Annotated in this window: 15 protein-coding genes and 1 pseudogene; 11 read left to right on the forward strand and 5 right to left on the reverse strand. The window is 57.4% G+C overall.

All coding sequences use genetic code 11. From position 1 onward, the window contains the following. Together AB5Y92_RS00605 and adhE are read right to left on the reverse strand one after the other, a co-directional pair. Nucleotides 1-135 (reverse strand): annotated as a pseudogene (locus tag AB5Y92_RS00605) (IS3 family transposase); the annotation flags it as partial. Nucleotides 136-242: 107 nt separating this feature from the next. Further along, complete coding sequence (gene adhE / locus AB5Y92_RS00610) at nt 243-2,909, reverse strand: bifunctional acetaldehyde-CoA/alcohol dehydrogenase (RefSeq protein WP_019446648.1); 2,667 nt, start codon at nt 2,907-2,909, stop codon at nt 243-245. An 839-nt stretch (nt 2,910-3,748) separates the two neighbouring features. On the opposite strand from adhE, the gene AB5Y92_RS00615 reads away from it, so the two are divergent. From AB5Y92_RS00615 to AB5Y92_RS00645, 7 genes are all read left to right on the forward strand, one after another. After that, on the forward strand, nt 3,749-4,384 hold the full coding sequence (locus AB5Y92_RS00615) for a YchE family NAAT transporter (protein ID WP_005337678.1): 636 nt from the start codon (nt 3,749-3,751) through the stop codon (nt 4,382-4,384). Nucleotides 4,385-4,662: 278 nt separating this feature from the next. Next, the gene (locus AB5Y92_RS00620; RefSeq protein ID WP_042083894.1) at nt 4,663-6,282 is read left to right on the forward strand and encodes an ABC transporter substrate-binding protein; all 1,620 of its coding nucleotides are present in this window, start codon (nt 4,663-4,665) and stop codon (nt 6,280-6,282) included. Nucleotides 6,283-6,380: 98 nt separating this feature from the next. Beyond that, nucleotides 6,381-7,301, forward strand: coding sequence for an oligopeptide ABC transporter permease OppB (oppB, locus tag AB5Y92_RS00625; protein ID WP_005337672.1), 921 nt, complete (start codon nt 6,381-6,383; stop codon nt 7,299-7,301). A 14-nt stretch (nt 7,302-7,315) separates the two neighbouring features. After that, nucleotides 7,316-8,227, forward strand: a complete 912-nt coding sequence (gene oppC, locus AB5Y92_RS00630; protein ID WP_005337670.1) for an oligopeptide ABC transporter permease OppC — start codon at nt 7,316-7,318, stop codon at nt 8,225-8,227. A 54-nt stretch (nt 8,228-8,281) separates the two neighbouring features. Continuing rightward, nucleotides 8,282-9,262 carry an ABC transporter ATP-binding protein gene (locus tag AB5Y92_RS00635; protein WP_005353139.1) on the forward strand — a complete coding sequence of 327 codons (981 nt, stop codon included), beginning with the start codon at nt 8,282-8,284 and terminating at the stop codon, nt 9,260-9,262. Beyond that, on the forward strand, nt 9,263-10,258 hold the full coding sequence (gene oppF, locus AB5Y92_RS00640) for a murein tripeptide/oligopeptide ABC transporter ATP binding protein OppF (protein WP_368225139.1): 996 nt from the start codon (nt 9,263-9,265) through the stop codon (nt 10,256-10,258). Between the two features lie 302 nt (nt 10,259-10,560). Next, entirely contained in the window at nt 10,561-11,505 is a 945-nt protein-coding gene (locus AB5Y92_RS00645) for a TerC family protein (RefSeq protein WP_005353134.1), read from the forward strand. 65 nt (nt 11,506-11,570) lie between these two features. On the opposite strand, the gene alr is transcribed toward AB5Y92_RS00645, so the two are convergent. Beyond that, nucleotides 11,571-12,797, reverse strand: a complete 1,227-nt coding sequence (gene alr / locus AB5Y92_RS00650; protein ID WP_103422279.1) for an alanine racemase — start codon at nt 12,795-12,797, stop codon at nt 11,571-11,573. 173 nt (nt 12,798-12,970) lie between these two features. Here alr and AB5Y92_RS00655 point away from each other — a divergent pair, with 173 nt between their 5' ends. After that, entirely contained in the window at nt 12,971-13,420 is a 450-nt protein-coding gene (locus AB5Y92_RS00655; RefSeq protein WP_201986504.1) for an isoprenylcysteine carboxylmethyltransferase family protein, read from the forward strand. 93 nt (nt 13,421-13,513) lie between these two features. On the opposite strand, the gene tapW is transcribed toward AB5Y92_RS00655, so the two are convergent. Then, nucleotides 13,514-14,653, reverse strand: a complete 1,140-nt coding sequence (gene tapW, locus AB5Y92_RS00660; RefSeq protein ID WP_005353124.1) for a type IVa pilus ATPase TapW — start codon at nt 14,651-14,653, stop codon at nt 13,514-13,516. Between the two features lie 58 nt (nt 14,654-14,711). After that, nucleotides 14,712-15,068: a DMT family protein gene (locus AB5Y92_RS00665; RefSeq protein ID WP_005337656.1), complete on the reverse strand. Its 357-nt coding sequence runs from the start codon at nt 15,066-15,068 to the stop codon at nt 14,712-14,714. A gap of 112 nt (nt 15,069-15,180) precedes the next feature. On the opposite strand from AB5Y92_RS00665, the gene AB5Y92_RS00670 reads away from it, so the two are divergent. The 3 genes from AB5Y92_RS00670 to AB5Y92_RS00680 form a co-directional block, all read left to right on the forward strand. After that, nucleotides 15,181-15,912 carry an ABC transporter substrate-binding protein gene (locus AB5Y92_RS00670; protein ID WP_236321928.1) on the forward strand — a complete coding sequence of 244 codons (732 nt, stop codon included), beginning with the start codon at nt 15,181-15,183 and terminating at the stop codon, nt 15,910-15,912. A gap of 96 nt (nt 15,913-16,008) precedes the next feature. Beyond that, complete coding sequence (gene btuC, locus AB5Y92_RS00675) at nt 16,009-17,016, forward strand: vitamin B12 ABC transporter permease BtuC (protein WP_368225142.1); 1,008 nt, start codon at nt 16,009-16,011, stop codon at nt 17,014-17,016. A gap of 65 nt (nt 17,017-17,081) precedes the next feature. After that, nucleotides 17,082-17,321 (forward strand): ATP-binding cassette domain-containing protein (locus AB5Y92_RS00680; RefSeq protein WP_368225144.1); only part of this gene is annotated, 240 nt, incomplete at its 3' end.

A 17,321-nucleotide genomic window follows, 5' to 3' on the forward strand; every position in this document is an offset into this window, starting at 1 on the left:
GGTGGAGCGGCCCTGAATGCCATAACGCACCTGAGCCTGTTTGTAGGTGAGCTCGCCTTTTTCAATCTGCTCGACCAGTGACAGTTTAAAAGTCAACGAGTAATCGCGCTGTGTCCGTTTCACTCCTTGTCCCATCGGGTTCTCCATTTATTGGGGGGAAAGGTGTAAACCATATTCAGGACGGGACAGGCAGATAAAAAAAGCCCGCGCAGTGCGCGGGCTTGTTATCTCAGGACTGGTTATCAGGCCTTGGATTTCTTCTTGCCTTCAACCTTGGCTTCAACCGGGGCAGCAGTTACCGGAGCGGCTTCGGTGAACGGACGACCGTAGTAGGAGTCCAGCAGAACCTGCTTCAGCTCGCTGATCAGCGGGTAGCGCGGGTTGGCGCCGGTGCACTGGTCATCGAAAGCTTCGATAGCCAGCTGGTCAACCTTGGCCAGGAAGTCAGCTTCAGTCACGCCAGCTTCGCGGATAGAGGCCGGGATACCCAGGGTAGCCTTCAGCTCGTCCAGCCAGGTCAGCAGCTTCTCGATCTTGGCGGCGGTGCGGTCACCGGCAGCAGTCAGACCCAGGTGGTCAGCGACTTCGGCGTAACGACGACGAGCCTGCGGACGGTCGTACTGGGAGAACGCAGTCTGCTTGGTCGGGTTGTCGTTCGCGTTGTAGCGGATGACGTTGCTGATCAGCAGGGCGTTAGCCAGACCGTGCGGAATGTGGAACTCGGCACCCAGTTTGTGAGCCATGGAGTGGCACACACCCAGGAAGGCGTTGGCGAACGCGATACCGGCGATGGTGGCAGCATTGTGCACCTTCTCACGAGCGATCGGGTCGTTGGCACCATTCTGGTAGCTGGACGGCAGGTACTCTTTCAGCATCTTCAGGGCTTGCAGCGCCTGGCCGTCGGAGTACTCGTTAGCCAGTACGGAAACATAGGCTTCCATGGCGTGAGTCACGGCATCGATACCACCGAAGGCACACAGGGACTTCGGCATGCCCATGACCAGGTTGGCATCAACGATGGCCATGTTCGGGGTCAGCTCGTAGTCAGCCAGCGGATACTTCTGACCAGACACTTCATCGGTTACTACCGCAAACGGAGTGACTTCAGAGCCGGTACCGGAAGTGGTGGTGATACAGACCAGTTCAGCCTTCACGCCCATTTTCGGGAACTTGTAGATACGCTTGCGGATATCCATAAAGCGCATGGCCAGATCTTCGAACGCAGTGTTCGGGTGCTCGTACATCACCCACATGATCTTGGCTGCATCCATCGGTGAACCACCGCCCAGCGCCAGGATAACGTCCGGTTTGAAGGAGTTGGCCATCTCGGCACCCTTGCGAACCACAGCCAGGGTCGGGTCAGCTTCTACTTCGTAGAACACTTCCACTTCCATATTCTGTGCTTTCAGCAGGCTGACCAGTTCATCGGCGTAGCCGTTGTTGAACAGGAAGCGGTCGGTCACGACCATGGCACGCTTTTTACCTTCCAGGTCGCTCAGAGCGATCGGCAGGGAACCACGACGGAAGTAGATGGATTTCGGAAGTTTGTGCCACAGCATGTTTTCTGCCCGTTTTGCGACTGTCTTCTTGTTGATCAGGTGCTTCGGACCCACGTTTTCGGAGATGGAGTTACCGCTCCAAGAGCCGCAACCCAGGGTCAGGGACGGTGCCATTGCGAAGTTGTACAGGTCACCGATACCGCCTTGGGTAGACGGAGTGTTGATCAGGATACGCGCGGTCTTCATCTTGTCGCCGAAGTACTTGATGCGGTCAGCGTTGCGGTCCTGGTCGGTGTACAGACCTGAGGTGTGGCCGATACCACCGATGTTGACCATGTCACAGGCCATATCAACGGCGTTTTCGAAGCTGCTAGCACGGAACATACCGAGCAGCGGGGACAATTTTTCGTGAGCAAACTCATCTTCTGCACACAGCTTGACGCCTTCACCGATCAGGATCTTGGTATCAGCCGGTACAGTTACGCCGGCCATCTCGGCAATCTTGGTGGCTGGCTGGCCAACGATGTTGGCGTTCAGGGCACCATTGATCAGGATGACTTTACGTACCTTGTCAGCATCTTCTTTGGAGAGCACGTGGCCCTTGTGGGATGCAAAGCGCTCTTTAACCTGGTCGTAGATGGCATCAACAACGATGACTGCCTGCTCGGAAGCACAGACCACGCCGTTATCGAAAGTCTTGGACATCAGGATGGAGGCAACGGCACGCTTCACGTCGGCGGTTTCGTCGATAACGATAGGCACGTTACCGGCACCTACACCGATCGCAGGCTTACCGGAAGAGTAGGCTGCTTTCACCATGCCCGGGCCACCGGTGGCCAGGATCAGGTTGATGTCTTCGTGCTTCATCAGGGCGTTGGAGAGCTCAACGGACGGTTGGTCGATCCAGCCGATGATGTCTTTCGGTGCACCGGCGGCAACAGCTGCATCCAGTACCAGCTTGGCAGCGGTATTGGTGGAGTTTTTGGCACGGGGGTGCGGGGAGAAGATGATGGCGTTGCGGGTCTTGAGCGCGATCATGGATTTGAAGATCGCAGTAGAGGTCGGGTTGGTGGTCGGAACGATACCACAGATGATACCTACCGGCTCGGCGATGGTGATGGTACCCATCTGATCATCTTCGCTCAGAATGCCGCAGGTCTTCTCGTCTTTGTACTTGTTGTAGATGTATTCGGAGGCGAAGTGGTTCTTGATAACCTTGTCTTCGATGATACCCATACCGGATTCTTCCACGGCCATCTGGGCCAGTGGGATACGGGCGTTGTTGGCGGCCAGGGCGGCGGCACGGAAGATCTTGTCTACCTGCTCTTGAGAGAAGCTGGCGAATTCACGCTGGGCTTCCTTAACGCGGGCGACCAGTGCATCCAGTTCAGCCAAATTGGTTACTGCCATGTTTATCTCCTGATTATTTGAAAACTGTTTAGTAAGACGTTGGCAATGCCCGGCAATTATAGTCGCCCTGTCAAGACGGTATCGATGCAACAGCTTTTTCACATGCCTTACTAAATCGCTTTCTGAGTCGATTATAGAGCGGGGCTGACTCAGAAAAAATTGATCTGGATCATGTGTAACAAAAGAACAAAAGAAATTTTATTTCACAATCCTTGTTTGACTGATGTTATCGGAATGTACATCAAAGGGAAAGATGAGAGACTTGTTAACGCAGGGTAATAAACCACATTTATCAAGTGGTTAATTGCACTTGGTCATAGGATAGTAGGCTATTTTGGCGGTATAGATTAGCAAATATGAGTGAATTGGTTTCAAAACCACCGACAAACGCACTTTATTCCAGCGTTTGTTGCAAAAATGATTGTTGTTTTAATCCATGACTAATCCGCTTTATTCCCCGAGGGGGCCATTTCTGCCCGCTTTCTCGGTTTTTGCATTGTGGCTCTATTACCGAGTCAATGAAGTGATGTCTGGCCTGAAATAGTGGGAAGGCAAAGCTTGAATCCTCTCGAGTCGCTTGGTCATTCGGTCAGTCATCGTCGGGCTCTCTGGTCATGATTAAGCAGGCTTGCGTTCACTTTTCTGGCGCGTGTCGGGCGGTCGAAAGGGCTTTTGGCATCGGTTTATGCCAGTTAGCGCGGATGCATTAGATGAACTAACTAAAAAACCCTCGAAATGGTGAGATTATTTGATTGGTGCCCGCTCTGGCTATGATGTAAATTTACGCACGAAATTAATGGACTGGCCCGCTGGGCCCGAAACTCTATTGGAAGGCGCCTATGGCAGCAATTGACGTCTCGTTGTATCTGAAGTTTTTTGTCGGTTTGTTCGCAATTATCAACCCGCTTGGTTTGTTGCCGGTGTTTGTCAGCCTGACCAGCCACCATACCCAGGCCGAGCGGATGAAAACCAATACCACCGCCAATATCGCGGTGATGGTGATCCTGCTGGTCTCCATGTATATGGGGCAGCTGATCCTCGATGGGTTTGGCATCTCGCTGGCATCGTTCCGGATCGCCGGTGGGTCGCTGATTACCCTGATTGCCTGGTCGATGCTGCAGGGCAAGCTGGGCGAGGTGAAGCACAACAAACAGGAGAAGGGCGAATTGGCGGTGCGTGAGTCTATCGCCGTGGTACCGCTGGCGCTGCCGCTGATGGCGGGCCCAGGTGCCATCTCCTCGGTGATTGTCTATGCCAGCCAGAGCCACTGGCAGCAACTGCTCGGCATGTCAGTGGTTGTCGTTGTCTTCTCCTTCTGCTCCTGGCTCATCTTCCGCGCCGCGCCGCTGCTGTTCAAGATCATGGGCAACACCGGCATCAACGTGGTGACCCGTATCATGGGTCTTATCATGATGTCGCTGGGTATCGAGATCATGGTGGCCGGTATCAAGGGGGTTTTCCCCAGTTTGATGTGAGCCAGCTCCGCTTTATGAAAGCCGGTCCTCGTGACCGGCTTTTTATTGGTTGCTTTTTGCCCGGTCTTTTCTAGAATCGGTCGTTTGTGTGAAAAATGAGCGCTTTTCTGGTGTTTTCATACTGAAAAAGCACATGCTAGCTGATTTTTTGACCAGAAAATGACGATTACCCTGACAATATCTGTTGCATTATCGGAATTGGCAGGGAATTATGCTGGGAGCGGGTTTTAACCCCTCACTTTAAAAAATGCATGGAATGTTCTTGTTGGAGTAGGGAAATGACTCATAAAAAAACAATGATTAACACATTGCTGGTGGCTGCACTGTTTGGTGGCGTCAATGTGGCTCAGGCTGCTGATGTCCCGGCGGGAACCAAGCTGGCTGAAGTCCAGCAACTGGTAAAAGGCAACGGCTCCGAGCCTGCGACCCTTGACCCGCACAAGACCGAAGGAACGGTCGAATCCAATATCCTGCGCGACCTGTTCGAGGGTCTCGTTGCTTCCGGCCCGAAAGGCGAAATTCTCCCGGCTGTGGCTGAATCCTGGGAAACCAAGGATAACAAGCACTACGTCTTCCACCTGCGCAAAGATGCCAAGTGGTCCAACGGTGACCCGGTCACTGCCCACGATTTCGTTTTTGCTTTCCAGCGTGCCGTTGATCCGAAAACCGCCTCTCCTTACTCCTGGTATCTGGAGATCCCGACCATTGCCAATGCCTCCGAGATCATCGCAGGTAAAAAGCCGGCTGATACGCTGGGCGTGAAGGCGACCGACGACTACACCTTCGAAGTGCAGCTCGAGAAAGCGATCCCTTACTTCGTCAGCATGCTCTCCCACACCACCACCTATCCGGTACCGAAGAAGGTGATCGAGAAGTTCGGTGACAAGTGGACCCAGCCGGAAAATATGGTATCCAACGGTGCCTATACCCTGAAGAACTGGGTGGTGAACGAGCGCGTCGAAGTGGAGCGCAACAAGCACTACTGGAACGATGGCAAGACCGTCATCAACAAGGTGGTCTATCTGCCCATCCAGTCTACCAACGCCGACCTGAGCCGCTATCTGGCGGGCGAAGTGGATATCACCTATCAGATGCCCATCGAGCGCTTCAAGCAGATGAAGAAAGAGAAGCCGGACGAGCTGAAAGTGACCGGTTATGTTGGTACTTACTACTACCAGTACAACGTCAAGAAGAAGCCGTTTGACGATGTGCGTGTCCGTACTGCGCTCTCCTATGCCATCGATCGCAACGTGATCGCCGACAAGGTGATGGGTCAGGGTCAGACGCCGGGTTACACCCTGGTGCCGGACTTCGTCGATGGCTTCAAGCCGGTAGCGCCCGAGTGGTCGAAGATGACCCAGGCCGAGCGTGATGCCAAGGCCAAGGCGCTGCTGCAAGAGGCCGGTTTCGATGCCAGCAAGCCGCTGAAGTTCGAGCTGCTCTACAACACCGACGACAACCACAAGAAAGTGGCTGTGGCCGTGGCCTCCATGTGGAAGAAGCTGGGCGTGCAGGTGAGCCTGGTCAACCAGGAGTGGAAAACTTACCTGGAAACCAAGAAACAGGGTCAGTTTGACGTAGGTCGTGCCGGCTGGATCGCCGACTACAACGAAGCCTCCTCCATGCTGGATCTGATGCAGACCACCCACGGCAACAACGACGGCAAGTACTCCAATCCGGAGTTCGACAAGCTGATGGATTCGTCCCGTGATCAGGTTGATGTGGCGGCCCGTAACAAGCTCTACGTCCAGGCTGAAGAGATCCTGGCCAAGGACATGCCGATCGCCCCCATCTACCAGTACGTGACTGCCCGTATGGTCAAACCCTATGTAGGCGGCTATCCGGCCAACCCGCTGGATAACCTCTACAGCAAAGATATGTACATCATTGCTCACTGATTTAAAGCAACAAGTCGCATAACAAGCAGGGCCCGCCGGACGGCGGGCCTTTATTACAACCGCGACCATTTGGAAGCAGTACAGGACAGGAAATGTCTATGTTGAAATTCATTTTTAAACGGCTATTGGAAGCGATCCCGACTCTGCTGGTCTTGATCACCGTCTCTTTCTTCATGATGCGTTTCGCCCCCGGTAACCCCTTTACCAGCGAGCGTTCACTGCCCCCCGAAGTCATCGCCAACATCGAGGCCAAATACGGGCTCGACAAACCCATTGGCATGCAATATCTCACCTATCTGGGCAACCTGGTGCAGGGTGATTTGGGCCCCTCTTTCAAATACAAGGATTTCACCGTCAATGATCTGGTGAGCCAGGCGCTGCCTGTTTCCGCCAAGATCGGGACCACGGCCTTCTTCTTCGCCGTGCTGCTGGGGGTCACCTTCGGCACCATAGCGGCACTGAAACAGAACACCATCATCGACTATCTGCTGATGTCGTCGGCCATGGCCGGGGTGGTGATCCCGGGCTTTGTGCTGGCGCCCTTGCTGGTGCTGTTTTTCAGTATTCATCTGGGTTGGTTCCCTGCCGGTGGATGGCAGGGGGGTGGCATCCAGTTTATGGTGCTGCCGGTGTTCGGCATGATGATGTACTACATCTCTGCCATCTCGCGGATCATGCGGGGCAGCATGATCGAGACCATGAACTCCAACTTCATTCGTACCGCCCGTGCCAAGGGCTTGCCGCTGCGCCACATCATCCTGAAACACGCGCTGCGTCCGGCCATGCTGCCAGTGGTCTCCTATCTGGGCCCGGCCTTTGTCGGCATCATCACAGGTTCCGTGGTGATCGAGACCATCTTCGGCCTGCCGGGGATCGGTCAGCTGTTCGTCAACGGTGCCCTTAACCGTGATTACTCCATGGTGCTCGGTCTGACCATTCTGGTCGGCGCCCTCACCATCACCTTTAACGCAGTGGTCGATATTCTCTACGCCTTTATCGATCCCAAGATCCGTTACTAATTCGGGAGTTCATCATGGTTGTTTCTACTGAAAAACGCGATGCCGTCGAGGCGTTCGCGCAAAAAGTGGAAGTGGTGGAGGGGCGCTCCCTGTGGAAGGATGCCCGTCGCCGTTTCCTGCGCAACAAGGCGGCACTGACCAGCCTGATCATTCTGACCATCATCGGTCTGGCGGTCATCTTTGGCCCCCATTTGTCCCAATACACCTTTGACGATCCGGACTGGGGCGCCATGCAGTCGCCGCCCGATATGGAAGCGGGTCACTACTTCGGTACCGACAGTCTGGGGCGCGATCTGTTCGTGCGCACCCTGCTGGGCGGTCGCATCTCCCTGATGGTCGGCATCATGGGCGCCATGGTAGCGGTCATCATCGGCACCCTGTATGGCGCGGCTTCCGGCTTTATCGGCGGGCGGGTCGACAGCCTGATGATGCGGGTACTGGAGATCCTCAACGCCTTCCCCTTCATGTTCTTTGTCATCATGCTGGTCACCTTCTTTGGCCGCAACCTGGCGCTCATCTTTATCGCCATCGGGGCGGTGAGCTGGCTCGACATGGCGCGGATCGTGCGCGGCCAGACTCTCAGCCTCAAGAGCAAGGAGTTTATCGAGGCAGCCCACGTCTGTGGCGTCTCCAAGTGGAAGATCATCACCCGTCACATCGTACCGAACGTACTCGGTATCGTGGCCGTTTACGCCACCTTGCTGGTGCCGGGCATGATCATGTTTGAATCCTTCCTGAGTTTCCTGGGCCTTGGTGTTCAGGAACCGATGACCAGCTGGGGTGCCCTGCTGGATGAAGGCTCCAAGTCGATGGAAGTGGCCATCTGGCAACTGTTGTTCCCCGCCTGCTTTATGGTGGTGACCCTGTTTTGCTTCAACTTCCTCGGGGATGGTCTGCGTGACGCCCTCGATCCGAAAGATCGTTAATCGAGCATCGGATCGACAGGAAAGCATCACGAAAGATCGATAAGGAGTTTTTATATGAAGTTACTGGATGTGAAAGATCTGCGGGTCGAGTTCAAGACCCCGGACGGTAATGTGGTGGCGGTCAACGACCTCAACTTTTCTCTCTCTGCGGGTGAAACCCTGGGGATCGTCGGCGAGTCCGGCTCCGGCAAATCCCAGACGGCCTTTGCCATCATGGGGCTGCTGGCTAAAAACGGCATTATTACCGGTTCCGCCAAGTTTCAGGGCGAAGAGATCCTCAACCTGCCGGAGTCCAAGCTCAACAAGATCCGCTCCGAGAAGATCGCCATGATCTTCCAGGACCCCATGACCTCGCTCAACCCCTACATGAAGGTGCAGGATCAGCTGATGGAAGTGCTGATGTTGCATAAGGGCGTCAGCAAGGCGGAAGCGTTCGAAGAGTCGGTGCGGATGCTCGATGCGGTGAAGATCCCCGAAGCGCGCAAACGGATGGGCATGTATCCCCACGAGTTCTCCGGCGGCATGCGTCAGCGGGTGATGATCGCCATGGCGCTGCTCTGCCGGCCGCAACTGCTGATCGCCGACGAGCCGACCACCGCGCTTGACGTGACCGTACAGGCCCAGATCATGACCCTGATGAACGAGCTCAAGCGCGAGTTCAACACCGCCATCATCATGATCACCCACGACCTCGGCGTGGTCGCCGGTATCTGCAACAAGGTGCTGGTGATGTATGCCGGTCGTACCATGGAGTACGGCAAGGTAGACGATATCTTTTATCGCCCGAGCCACCCCTACACCGAAGGCTTGCTGCGCGCCATTCCCCGCCTCGATACCGAAGGGGAAGTGCTGCCCACCATCCCGGGCAATCCGCCCAACCTGCTGCGTCTGCCCACCGGCTGCCCCTTCCAGGAGCGTTGCCACCGGGTGAGCGAGATTTGCGGCCAGCAGTCACCGATCTTGACCCCCTTCAACGACGGTCGGGAGCGAGCCTGTCACTGGGTTTCGGATGCCATCAACAAGGGGGCCAACTAAATGGGTGCCGACAAAAAATTGCTGTTGGAAGTGTCTGACCTCAAGGTCCACTTCAGTATCAAGAGTGGCAAGGCGTGGCCCTGGGCCAAACCGTCCGACCTCAAGGCGGTCGATGGGGTGACCTTGCGTCTCTATGAGGGTGAAACCCTCGGTGTGGTGGGGGAGTCCGGTTGCGGCAAGTCCACCTTTGCCCGCGCCATCATCGGTCTGGTACCGGCCACCGATGGCAAGGTGGTGTGGCTGGGTGACGATCTCACCAAGCTCGACCAGAATGCCCTGCGCGAGAAGCGTAAAGAGATCCAGATGATCTTCCAGGACCCGCTGGCTTCTCTGAACCCGCGCATGACCATTGGCGACATCATTGCCGAGCCGCTCATCACCTTCTATCCCAACCTGCCACGGGAAGAGGTGAAGGAGAAGGTGCGCGCCATGATGAGCAAGGTGGGGTTGTTGTCCAACCAGGTCAACCGCTATCCGCACGAGTTCTCCGGCGGCCAGTGCCAGCGGATCGGGATTGCCCGGGCGCTGATCCTCGAGCCCAAGATGATCATCTGCGACGAGCCGGTCTCGGCGCTTGACGTCTCCATTCAGGCGCAGGTGGTCAACCTGCTCAAATCCCTGCAAAAGGAGATGGGGCTGTCGCTCATCTTCATCGCCCACGACCTGTCGGTGGTCAAGCATATCTCCGATCGGGTGCTGGTGATGTATCTGGGCAACGCCGTTGAGCTGGGGACCCGCAAGGAGATCTTTGCCAATCCGCTGCACCCTTACACCAAGGCGCTGATGTCAGCGGTGCCGATCCCGGACCCTGAGCTGGAGCGCAACAAGGTAATCCAGATCCTGGAGGGGGACTTGCCCTCACCGATGAACCCGCCGTCCGGTTGCGTGTTCCGCACCCGCTGCCCGGTGGCTGGCCCCGAGTGCGCCAAGACCCGTCCTGTGCTTGAGGGGAACTTCGATCACGCGGTCTCCTGCCTCAAGGTCGACCCGCTCTGATGGGGATGTGTTGAACCTGTTTGCGGGGCTCCTTGATGGGGCCCCGATTTATTTTTGACGGTAGTGAAGATGCCTCTTGGCGTTATCTTTTACCGCTGCTACTATCCGCGCAACAAGGGGAGTAACTTCTCGCCGGTTTGTCGTCATTACGGTGCACCCATTTCCTGCAGTGCACCCGGCAGCCGGGCAGTCGATGCAAATCAGCTGTAAGTGAGACCTTGCCGAGAGGCAAGGTGTATCTGCTCCAAACGCAAACCCACGCCTCTCGGTCGTGGGTTTTGTCGTTTTTGGGAGAAGTGAACATGGGTGAATGGTGGATGTGGACCGGTTTCTTCAGCATAGTGCTGGTCCTGTTATGGATAGACATACGCTTTGTCGGTGGCGGCAAGTCACACAAGGTGTCCCTCAAAGAGGCGGGCGTCTGGTCCCTCATCTGGATCAGTGTTGCTCTGCTCTTCAACCTGGCTATCTGGCTCTGGCTGGATCACAGCGCGGGCCGTGAAATCGCCAATCAGAAGGGGCTGGAGTTCCTTACCGGCTACCTCATCGAGAAGGCGCTGGCAGTGGACAACGTCTTCGTCTGGCTGATGCTGTTCGGCTACTTTGCCATTCCGGCCGAGCTGCAGCGCCGGGTGCTGCTCTACGGGGTACTGGGGGCCATCGTGATGCGGGCTGGCATGGTATTCGCCGGTAGCTGGCTCATCGAGCAGTTCCACTGGATCCTCTATCTGTTCGGCGCCTTCCTGCTGCTGACCGGTGCCAAGATGCTGTGGGCGGCCGACAAGGAGCCTGATCTCGCCAACAACCCGCTGCTGGGCTGGATGCGCCGTCGCTTCAAGGTGACCGAGACGCTGGAGGGGGAGAAGTTCTTCGTCTGGCGTGACGGTGTGCGCTATGCCACTCCGCTGCTGCTCATTCTGGTGCTGGTGGAGGTGAGCGACCTCATCTTCGCGGTGGACAGTATCCCGGCCATCTTCGCGGTGACCACGGATCCCTTCATCGTGCTGACCTCCAACATCTTCGCCATCATGGGTCTGCGTGCCATGTACTTCCTGCTGGCAGGTGTGGCTGATCGCTTCGCCCTGCTCAAATACGGTCTGGCGCTTATCCTGATGTTTATCGGGGTCAAGATGCTGCTGCTGGATATCTTCAAAATCCCGACCGGCATTGCGCTTGGTGTAGTTGCGTTGATCCTGCTGGCATCCATGGGCCTGAGTCTGTTTGTGACCCGTAAAAAGGCCGCTTGAGCGCGGCAGAGAATGAAGCAATAACAACAAGGGCTCCCGTGGGAGCCCTTTTTCATATCGTGTTATCAGCGTTTGATCTTCTTGGGGTTGGTGTAGCCCCAGATGGTGTACATGTCCGCCAGCAGGGCGCCGTTGTACTCCTCCAGGTCCGCCTGTTTCACTTCGGCGTCACCCTGACGGCCAAACAGCACCACCTCGTCACCGGGTTTCACACCCTTCAGGTCGGTCACGTCCACCATGATGGTGTTCATGGAGGTCTTGCCGACCACCGGTACCTTCTGACCCTGGATCAGCACATAGGCTTTGTTGCTGAGGGCGCGGCGATAGCCATCGGAGTAGCCCAGCGGCAGGTTGGCGAGCCAGGAGTCACGCTTGAGAGTAAAGGTGCGGTCATAACCGACGGTGTTACCCGCTGCATAGTGGTTGACCGAGGCGACCTGGGTCTTGAATGCCATCACCCGCTTGTATTCGGTGTGGGAGGGGATGGAGTCACCGTAGAGCAGGCCGCCCGGGCGCACCATGTCGAAGTAGGCGTCCGGCACGGCCAGAGTGGCGAAGGAGTTGGCGGCGTGGATGGTGATCTTGCTGCGATCCAGCTTGCCCGCTTCCAGCAGCCACTGGGAGTCCAGTTTGAACTGGGCCAGTCCCATCTTGACGTCCTCTTTCTCCTCAACCGGGAAGTGGGTCATGATGCCGACCGGGGTGATCCCCTTTAGCTTGAGCATGGCCAGCGCATCCTGCTTGGCATCGGCCAGACGCAGGTCGATGCCGTTGCGGCTCATGCCGGCGGAGTTGAGTGCAATATGCACCGGAATGGTGGTGTGGTGGCGCTGGGCGATATCGGCGATACCCTGGGCACTGACCAGACTGCCGATCAGCTCCTCCATCTTGTAGGGCAGGGCCTGCTCTACTTCATCAGGGGTGGCAGCACGCACCCGCATCAGACGGCCGGTAAAGCCCTTCTCGCGGGCGACGCGCGCCTCTTCGTTGCTGGCGATGCCGATGCAGGGGATATTGGCCTTGACCACGGAGGGGACCAGCAGGTCGATGCCATGACCGTAAGCGTCGGCCTTCATGATGGCGCAGATCTGCGGGCCCTTGTCGCCGAGGCGATCCTTGAGGGTCTGGATATTGTGTTCAAAGGCGCCCAGATCCACTTCCAACCAGGCGTTGCTGGCGGTTTGCTCCTGGCCGTTGCGATGATCCGTCGCAAGGGGCAGATAGGGAGCCGCAACGGCTTGGCCCGCGAGCAGGCCGAAGATCAGGGTAGCCAGCAGAGTTTTCTTGTGCATGGTGATTCCTTTTTGTTGTTCGCGTTGGATAGTTTGGACGGGGTCGGCCACATTGGTGGTGGTTTAACCACAACTTGTTGTTATTATTATGATCTTTGTCACTCTCAACAGGCGCTGACTGGGTGGGAGTTTACCGCAACACGGGTTCGGCCGACACTCGTCAGGGGAAGAAAATGGTTAATCTTGAGTTACGTTTGCCACCACCGCTGATCTTCCTGCTCTGTGCCGGGGCCATGTGGTGGCTAAGAGGGGAGAGCCAGCCTGGCATCTGGGTAATGGCGCTGATGGCTATGCTGGTCGTGGCGGGGGCCATCATGGGCTTTGGTGCCCTGCAACGGTTTCGTCACCATCAGACCACGGTCAGCCCCACCAAACCGCAGCACACCAGTCGTCTGGTGACCTGTGGCGTCTATCGCTTCAGCCGCAATCCCATGTATTTGGGATTGCTATGCTGGCTGGCCGCCTGGGGCTGTTATCTCGGTGGTATATGGGTCTGGGTTGGGCCAATCGTGCTGGTGGCCTGGTTAACTCGCTTTCAGATCATGCCGGAGGAGCGGCTGCTAAGCGCCCGTTTTGGCGACGAGTATGTGGCGTATTGCCAGCGTGTTCGCCGTTGGTGCTGATTGGCAGTGACCTGCGTGGGCTGAGGGATAAGTCGGGTCAGCCGTGCTGGATAAAGAGAACCCCGGGCGGGCCCGGGGTTCTCGAGGAACTGGTTAGAAAAAATCGCCCTTCTCGTCCTTGGTGGGTTCGAGGCTCCAGCCGGTGGCATCGCTGCTGCTGGCAATCTGCCCCTTCTCCTTCCACAGCTTGATCTTGAGGCGCAGGTTGTTGGCCGAGTCGGCGTTTTTCACCGCCTCTTCTTCCTCAATCACCCCTTCCACCACCAGGTCGAACAGGGCACTGTCGAAGGTAACCATGCCGAGGGCCTTCGATTTTTCCATCACCTCTTTGAGACCACCAAATTCGCCGCGTTTGATCATGTCGCGGATGGTGTGGGTGCCGAGCATGATCTCCACTGCGGCCCGGCGGCCGCCATCAGTGGTTTTCACCAGCCGCTGGGAGACAAAAGCCTTGAGGTTGTTGCCCAGATCGTTGAGCAGCTGGGGGCGGCGCTCCTCGGGGAAGAAGTTGATGATGCGATCCAGCGCCTGGTTGGCGTTGTTGGCGTGCAGGGTGGAGATGGCAAGGTGACCGGTTTCGGAGAAGGCCAGCGCATGCTCCATGGTCTCGCGATCGCGGATCTCGCCGATAAGAATGACGTCCGGCGCCTGACGCAGGGTGTTTTTCAGGGCTGCGTGGAAGCTGCGGGTATCCACGCCAACCTCCCGCTGGTTGATGATGCTCTTGCGGTGGCGATGAACGAACTCCACCGGATCCTCGATGGTGATGATGTGGCCACCGCTGTTGCGGTTGCGGTGGTCGATAAGCGCCGCCAGCGAAGTGGATTTGCCCGAGCCGGTACCGCCGACGAACAGCACCAGGCCACGTTTCTCCATGATGGTGTCGAGCAGCACAGGCGGGAGTTTGAGATCTTCAAAGCGGGGGATTTCGGTCTTGATGTTGCGGGCCACCAGAGAGACTTCGTTGCGCTGCTTGAAGATGTTGACTCGAAAGCGGCCGATCTGGGGCAGGGAGATGGCGAGGTTCATCTCCAGATCCTTCTCGAACTGCTGCTTCTGCTCGCCATCCATGATCTCGGCGGCGATCCGCGCCACTTCCCCCGGCTCAAGCGGCGTTTCGTTGAGGGGGCGCAGGCCGCCGTTAAATTTGGCGCAGGGGGGCGCGCCGGTCGACAGATAGAGGTCTGAGCCATCCTGCTTGGCCAGGATCTGTAACATGTCTCGCAATTCCATTTTTTTGCCTCGTCGATCAATGAGATGCCATGAGCGGGATGATATTGAGTGTACAGCCTCAGGCGCCGGTCAGTTTCTCGCGAAAGACAAAAAAGACCGCACCGAGAATGCAGAGCCCTGCCCAGAGATAGTCCCATTTCAGATCTTCCTTGAGATAGAAGATAGAGAAGGGGACGAATACGGTGAGTGTGATCACTTCTTGCAGGATTTTAAGTTGGCCCACGCTCATCACCGTATGGCCGATGCGGTTGGCGGGCACTTGCAGCAGGTATTCGAACAGGGCGATACCCCAGCTCACCAGGGCGGCAATGATCCAGGGTTTATGGTTCATGCTCTTGAGGTGAGCGTACCAGGCGAAGGTCATAAAGACGTTGCTGCAGAGCAGCAGACCGATACTGGTGAAAATCGGGTTCATAGGGTTCTCCTTGAAAATCCGGCGCATTTTATCCCTGAACCACGGGTTTTCATACGTGGTGCGGGAGGGTATTTTTAACCAACAGGATAAGCCGTGCGAGGTATGCGACGGGATGGGCAAGTTATGCGGGATAGTGTTGTTACTGTTATTTGCCATGCCGGTGCGAGCGACCCCGACGCTGACGGTGGCCACCGATCTGTGGCCGCCATTTCGCATCCTGCAAGCGGATGGCCGGTTGCAGGGGCTCGACATGGACATCCTGCGCCGGTTGCAACAGGCGAGCGGCATTGAGTTGCAGGTACGGCGGATGCCGTGGGGCAGGGCGCTCAAGCAGATGCAGACCGGTCAGGTCGATCTGATGATTGGACTCGCCTATACCGCCGAGCGGGCGCAGTTCATCGACTATCTGCAACCTGCCTACTACCAGTGCTGGCCCGCGTTTTATGGTCAGCCGGTCAATGTGGCCCGGATCCACCAATACCGCGATCTGCAAGGGGTGAAGGTGGGCTATGTGCTCAACTCCGCCTACTTTGAGCCCTTCAACAGTGACAGCCGCCTCGACAAGCACGGGGTACCCACCGAAGATCAGCTGCTGCGCATGGCGCAGCGCGGTCACCTGCCGCTGATGATTGGCACCGACTGTCAGGTGGACTATGCCCTGAGTCAGGGAAATGCCAGCCGGATAGGCAAGGCGGACTACCGTCCCGCCACGCCGGTGACCCTCTATCTGGGGATGAGCAAGCACTCACCTCACCAGTCGCTGCGCCAGCCCTTGCTGGTGGCGCTGCAAAATCTGGTGGCCAGCGGTGAGATAAGCGTGATGGCCAAGCGTTACCAGCCTTGACCTTGGGTGGCAAGCCACTGTTATCATGCCCTTTTCCTGCTTCTCCCCGGTGCTGTGACAGGGCCGGGGGGAAGCCTTGTTATTCGGGGATCATCCTTGTACCTCTCCCTTATCGCCCGCCAGCAGCGCTGGCAGCGGCGCTGGCTCTGTGGCCTGACGCTGCTGACCCTGCTGCTGTTTCTCTTCTCCCTCGTCTGGGGCGAGTTTGTGCTGCTGCCCTGGCAGCCCCTTGGCGATCTCGAACAGCGCATCCTGCTGGAGCTGCGCCTGCCCCGCGCCCTGCTGGCCCTATTGGCTGGCGCCGCGCTCGCTTGTGGCGGCGCCGTATTGCAGGTGATGCTGCACAACCCGGTGGCCGAACCCGGGCTGCTTGGCGTTTCAAGCGGAGCAGGACTGGCTGCCATGGTGGCGATGGCGGTGGCCAAGTCCCTCGGCCTCTATCTGCCTGGCTGGGGGCTGTCGCTGGCGGCCTTCGGTGGCGCCCTGCTGGTGACCATGCTGCTCATTCGGCTGGCTCGCCGGGCGCGTCTCGGTCATGCTCGCTTGCTGTTGTTTGGCGTCGCCATCGGTATTCTTACCAATGCCGCCATGACCTGGTTGATGTACTTTGCCGACGACGGCTCCTTGCGTGAATTCATGTTCTGGATGATGGGCAGCCTCTCTTACGGCAGCCAGCAGTTTGGCTGGTGGTGGCTGGTGCTGCCGCTCACCCTGGGCTGGCTCTGTTGGCAGGGCAAGGCGCTGCAACAGTTGCTGCTGGGGGAGACTCAGGCCCGCCTGATGGGGATGGATGTCGACAAGATGCGGGTGCGGCTGGTGCTGGCGGTCTGTCTGCTGACCGGTGTGGCGGTGTCGTTGTGTGGTGTCATCGGTTTTGTCGGGTTGGTGGTGCCCCATCTGCTGCGGCTCTGCGGTGGCAGCGATCAGCGCTTTCTGTTACCTGCCTCGGCGCTTGGCGGCGGGGCCCTGCTGCTGGCGGCCGATCTGGTTGCTCGATCCACCCTGAGCGCGGGGGAGTTGCCTATCGGCGTCATCACCGCCTCGGTGGGGGCGCCGCTCTTTATCTACCTGCTATTGAGGCAAACTGTCGATGGTGCTGCATGAATATCTGCATGATTTGGTCGGGGCGCGCAGTCTCCTTATTTACCTGTTGTTGAGGCAAGATGCCGATGTCACCCGCTGATCCCATACCGGTTTCTTCTCGTGCTGCTGCGCCGCTGCTGGAGGCGCGCGCACTCGCCATTGCTGGACGGCTCTCTCCCCTAGATATCTGCTGGCATGGCGGCCAGTTGGTGGCGCTGTTTGGCCCCAATGGCAGTGGCAAGTCGACCCTGCTCGGGGCGCTGGCGGGGATTTTACCCGCCGATGGCACAGTGCTGCTGGGGGGGGAAGTGCTTACTGACCTGAGT

It is taken from the genome of Aeromonas sp. R1-1, assembly GCF_040908495.1.
Taxonomy (GTDB): Bacteria; Pseudomonadota; Gammaproteobacteria; order Enterobacterales; family Aeromonadaceae; genus Aeromonas; species Aeromonas veronii.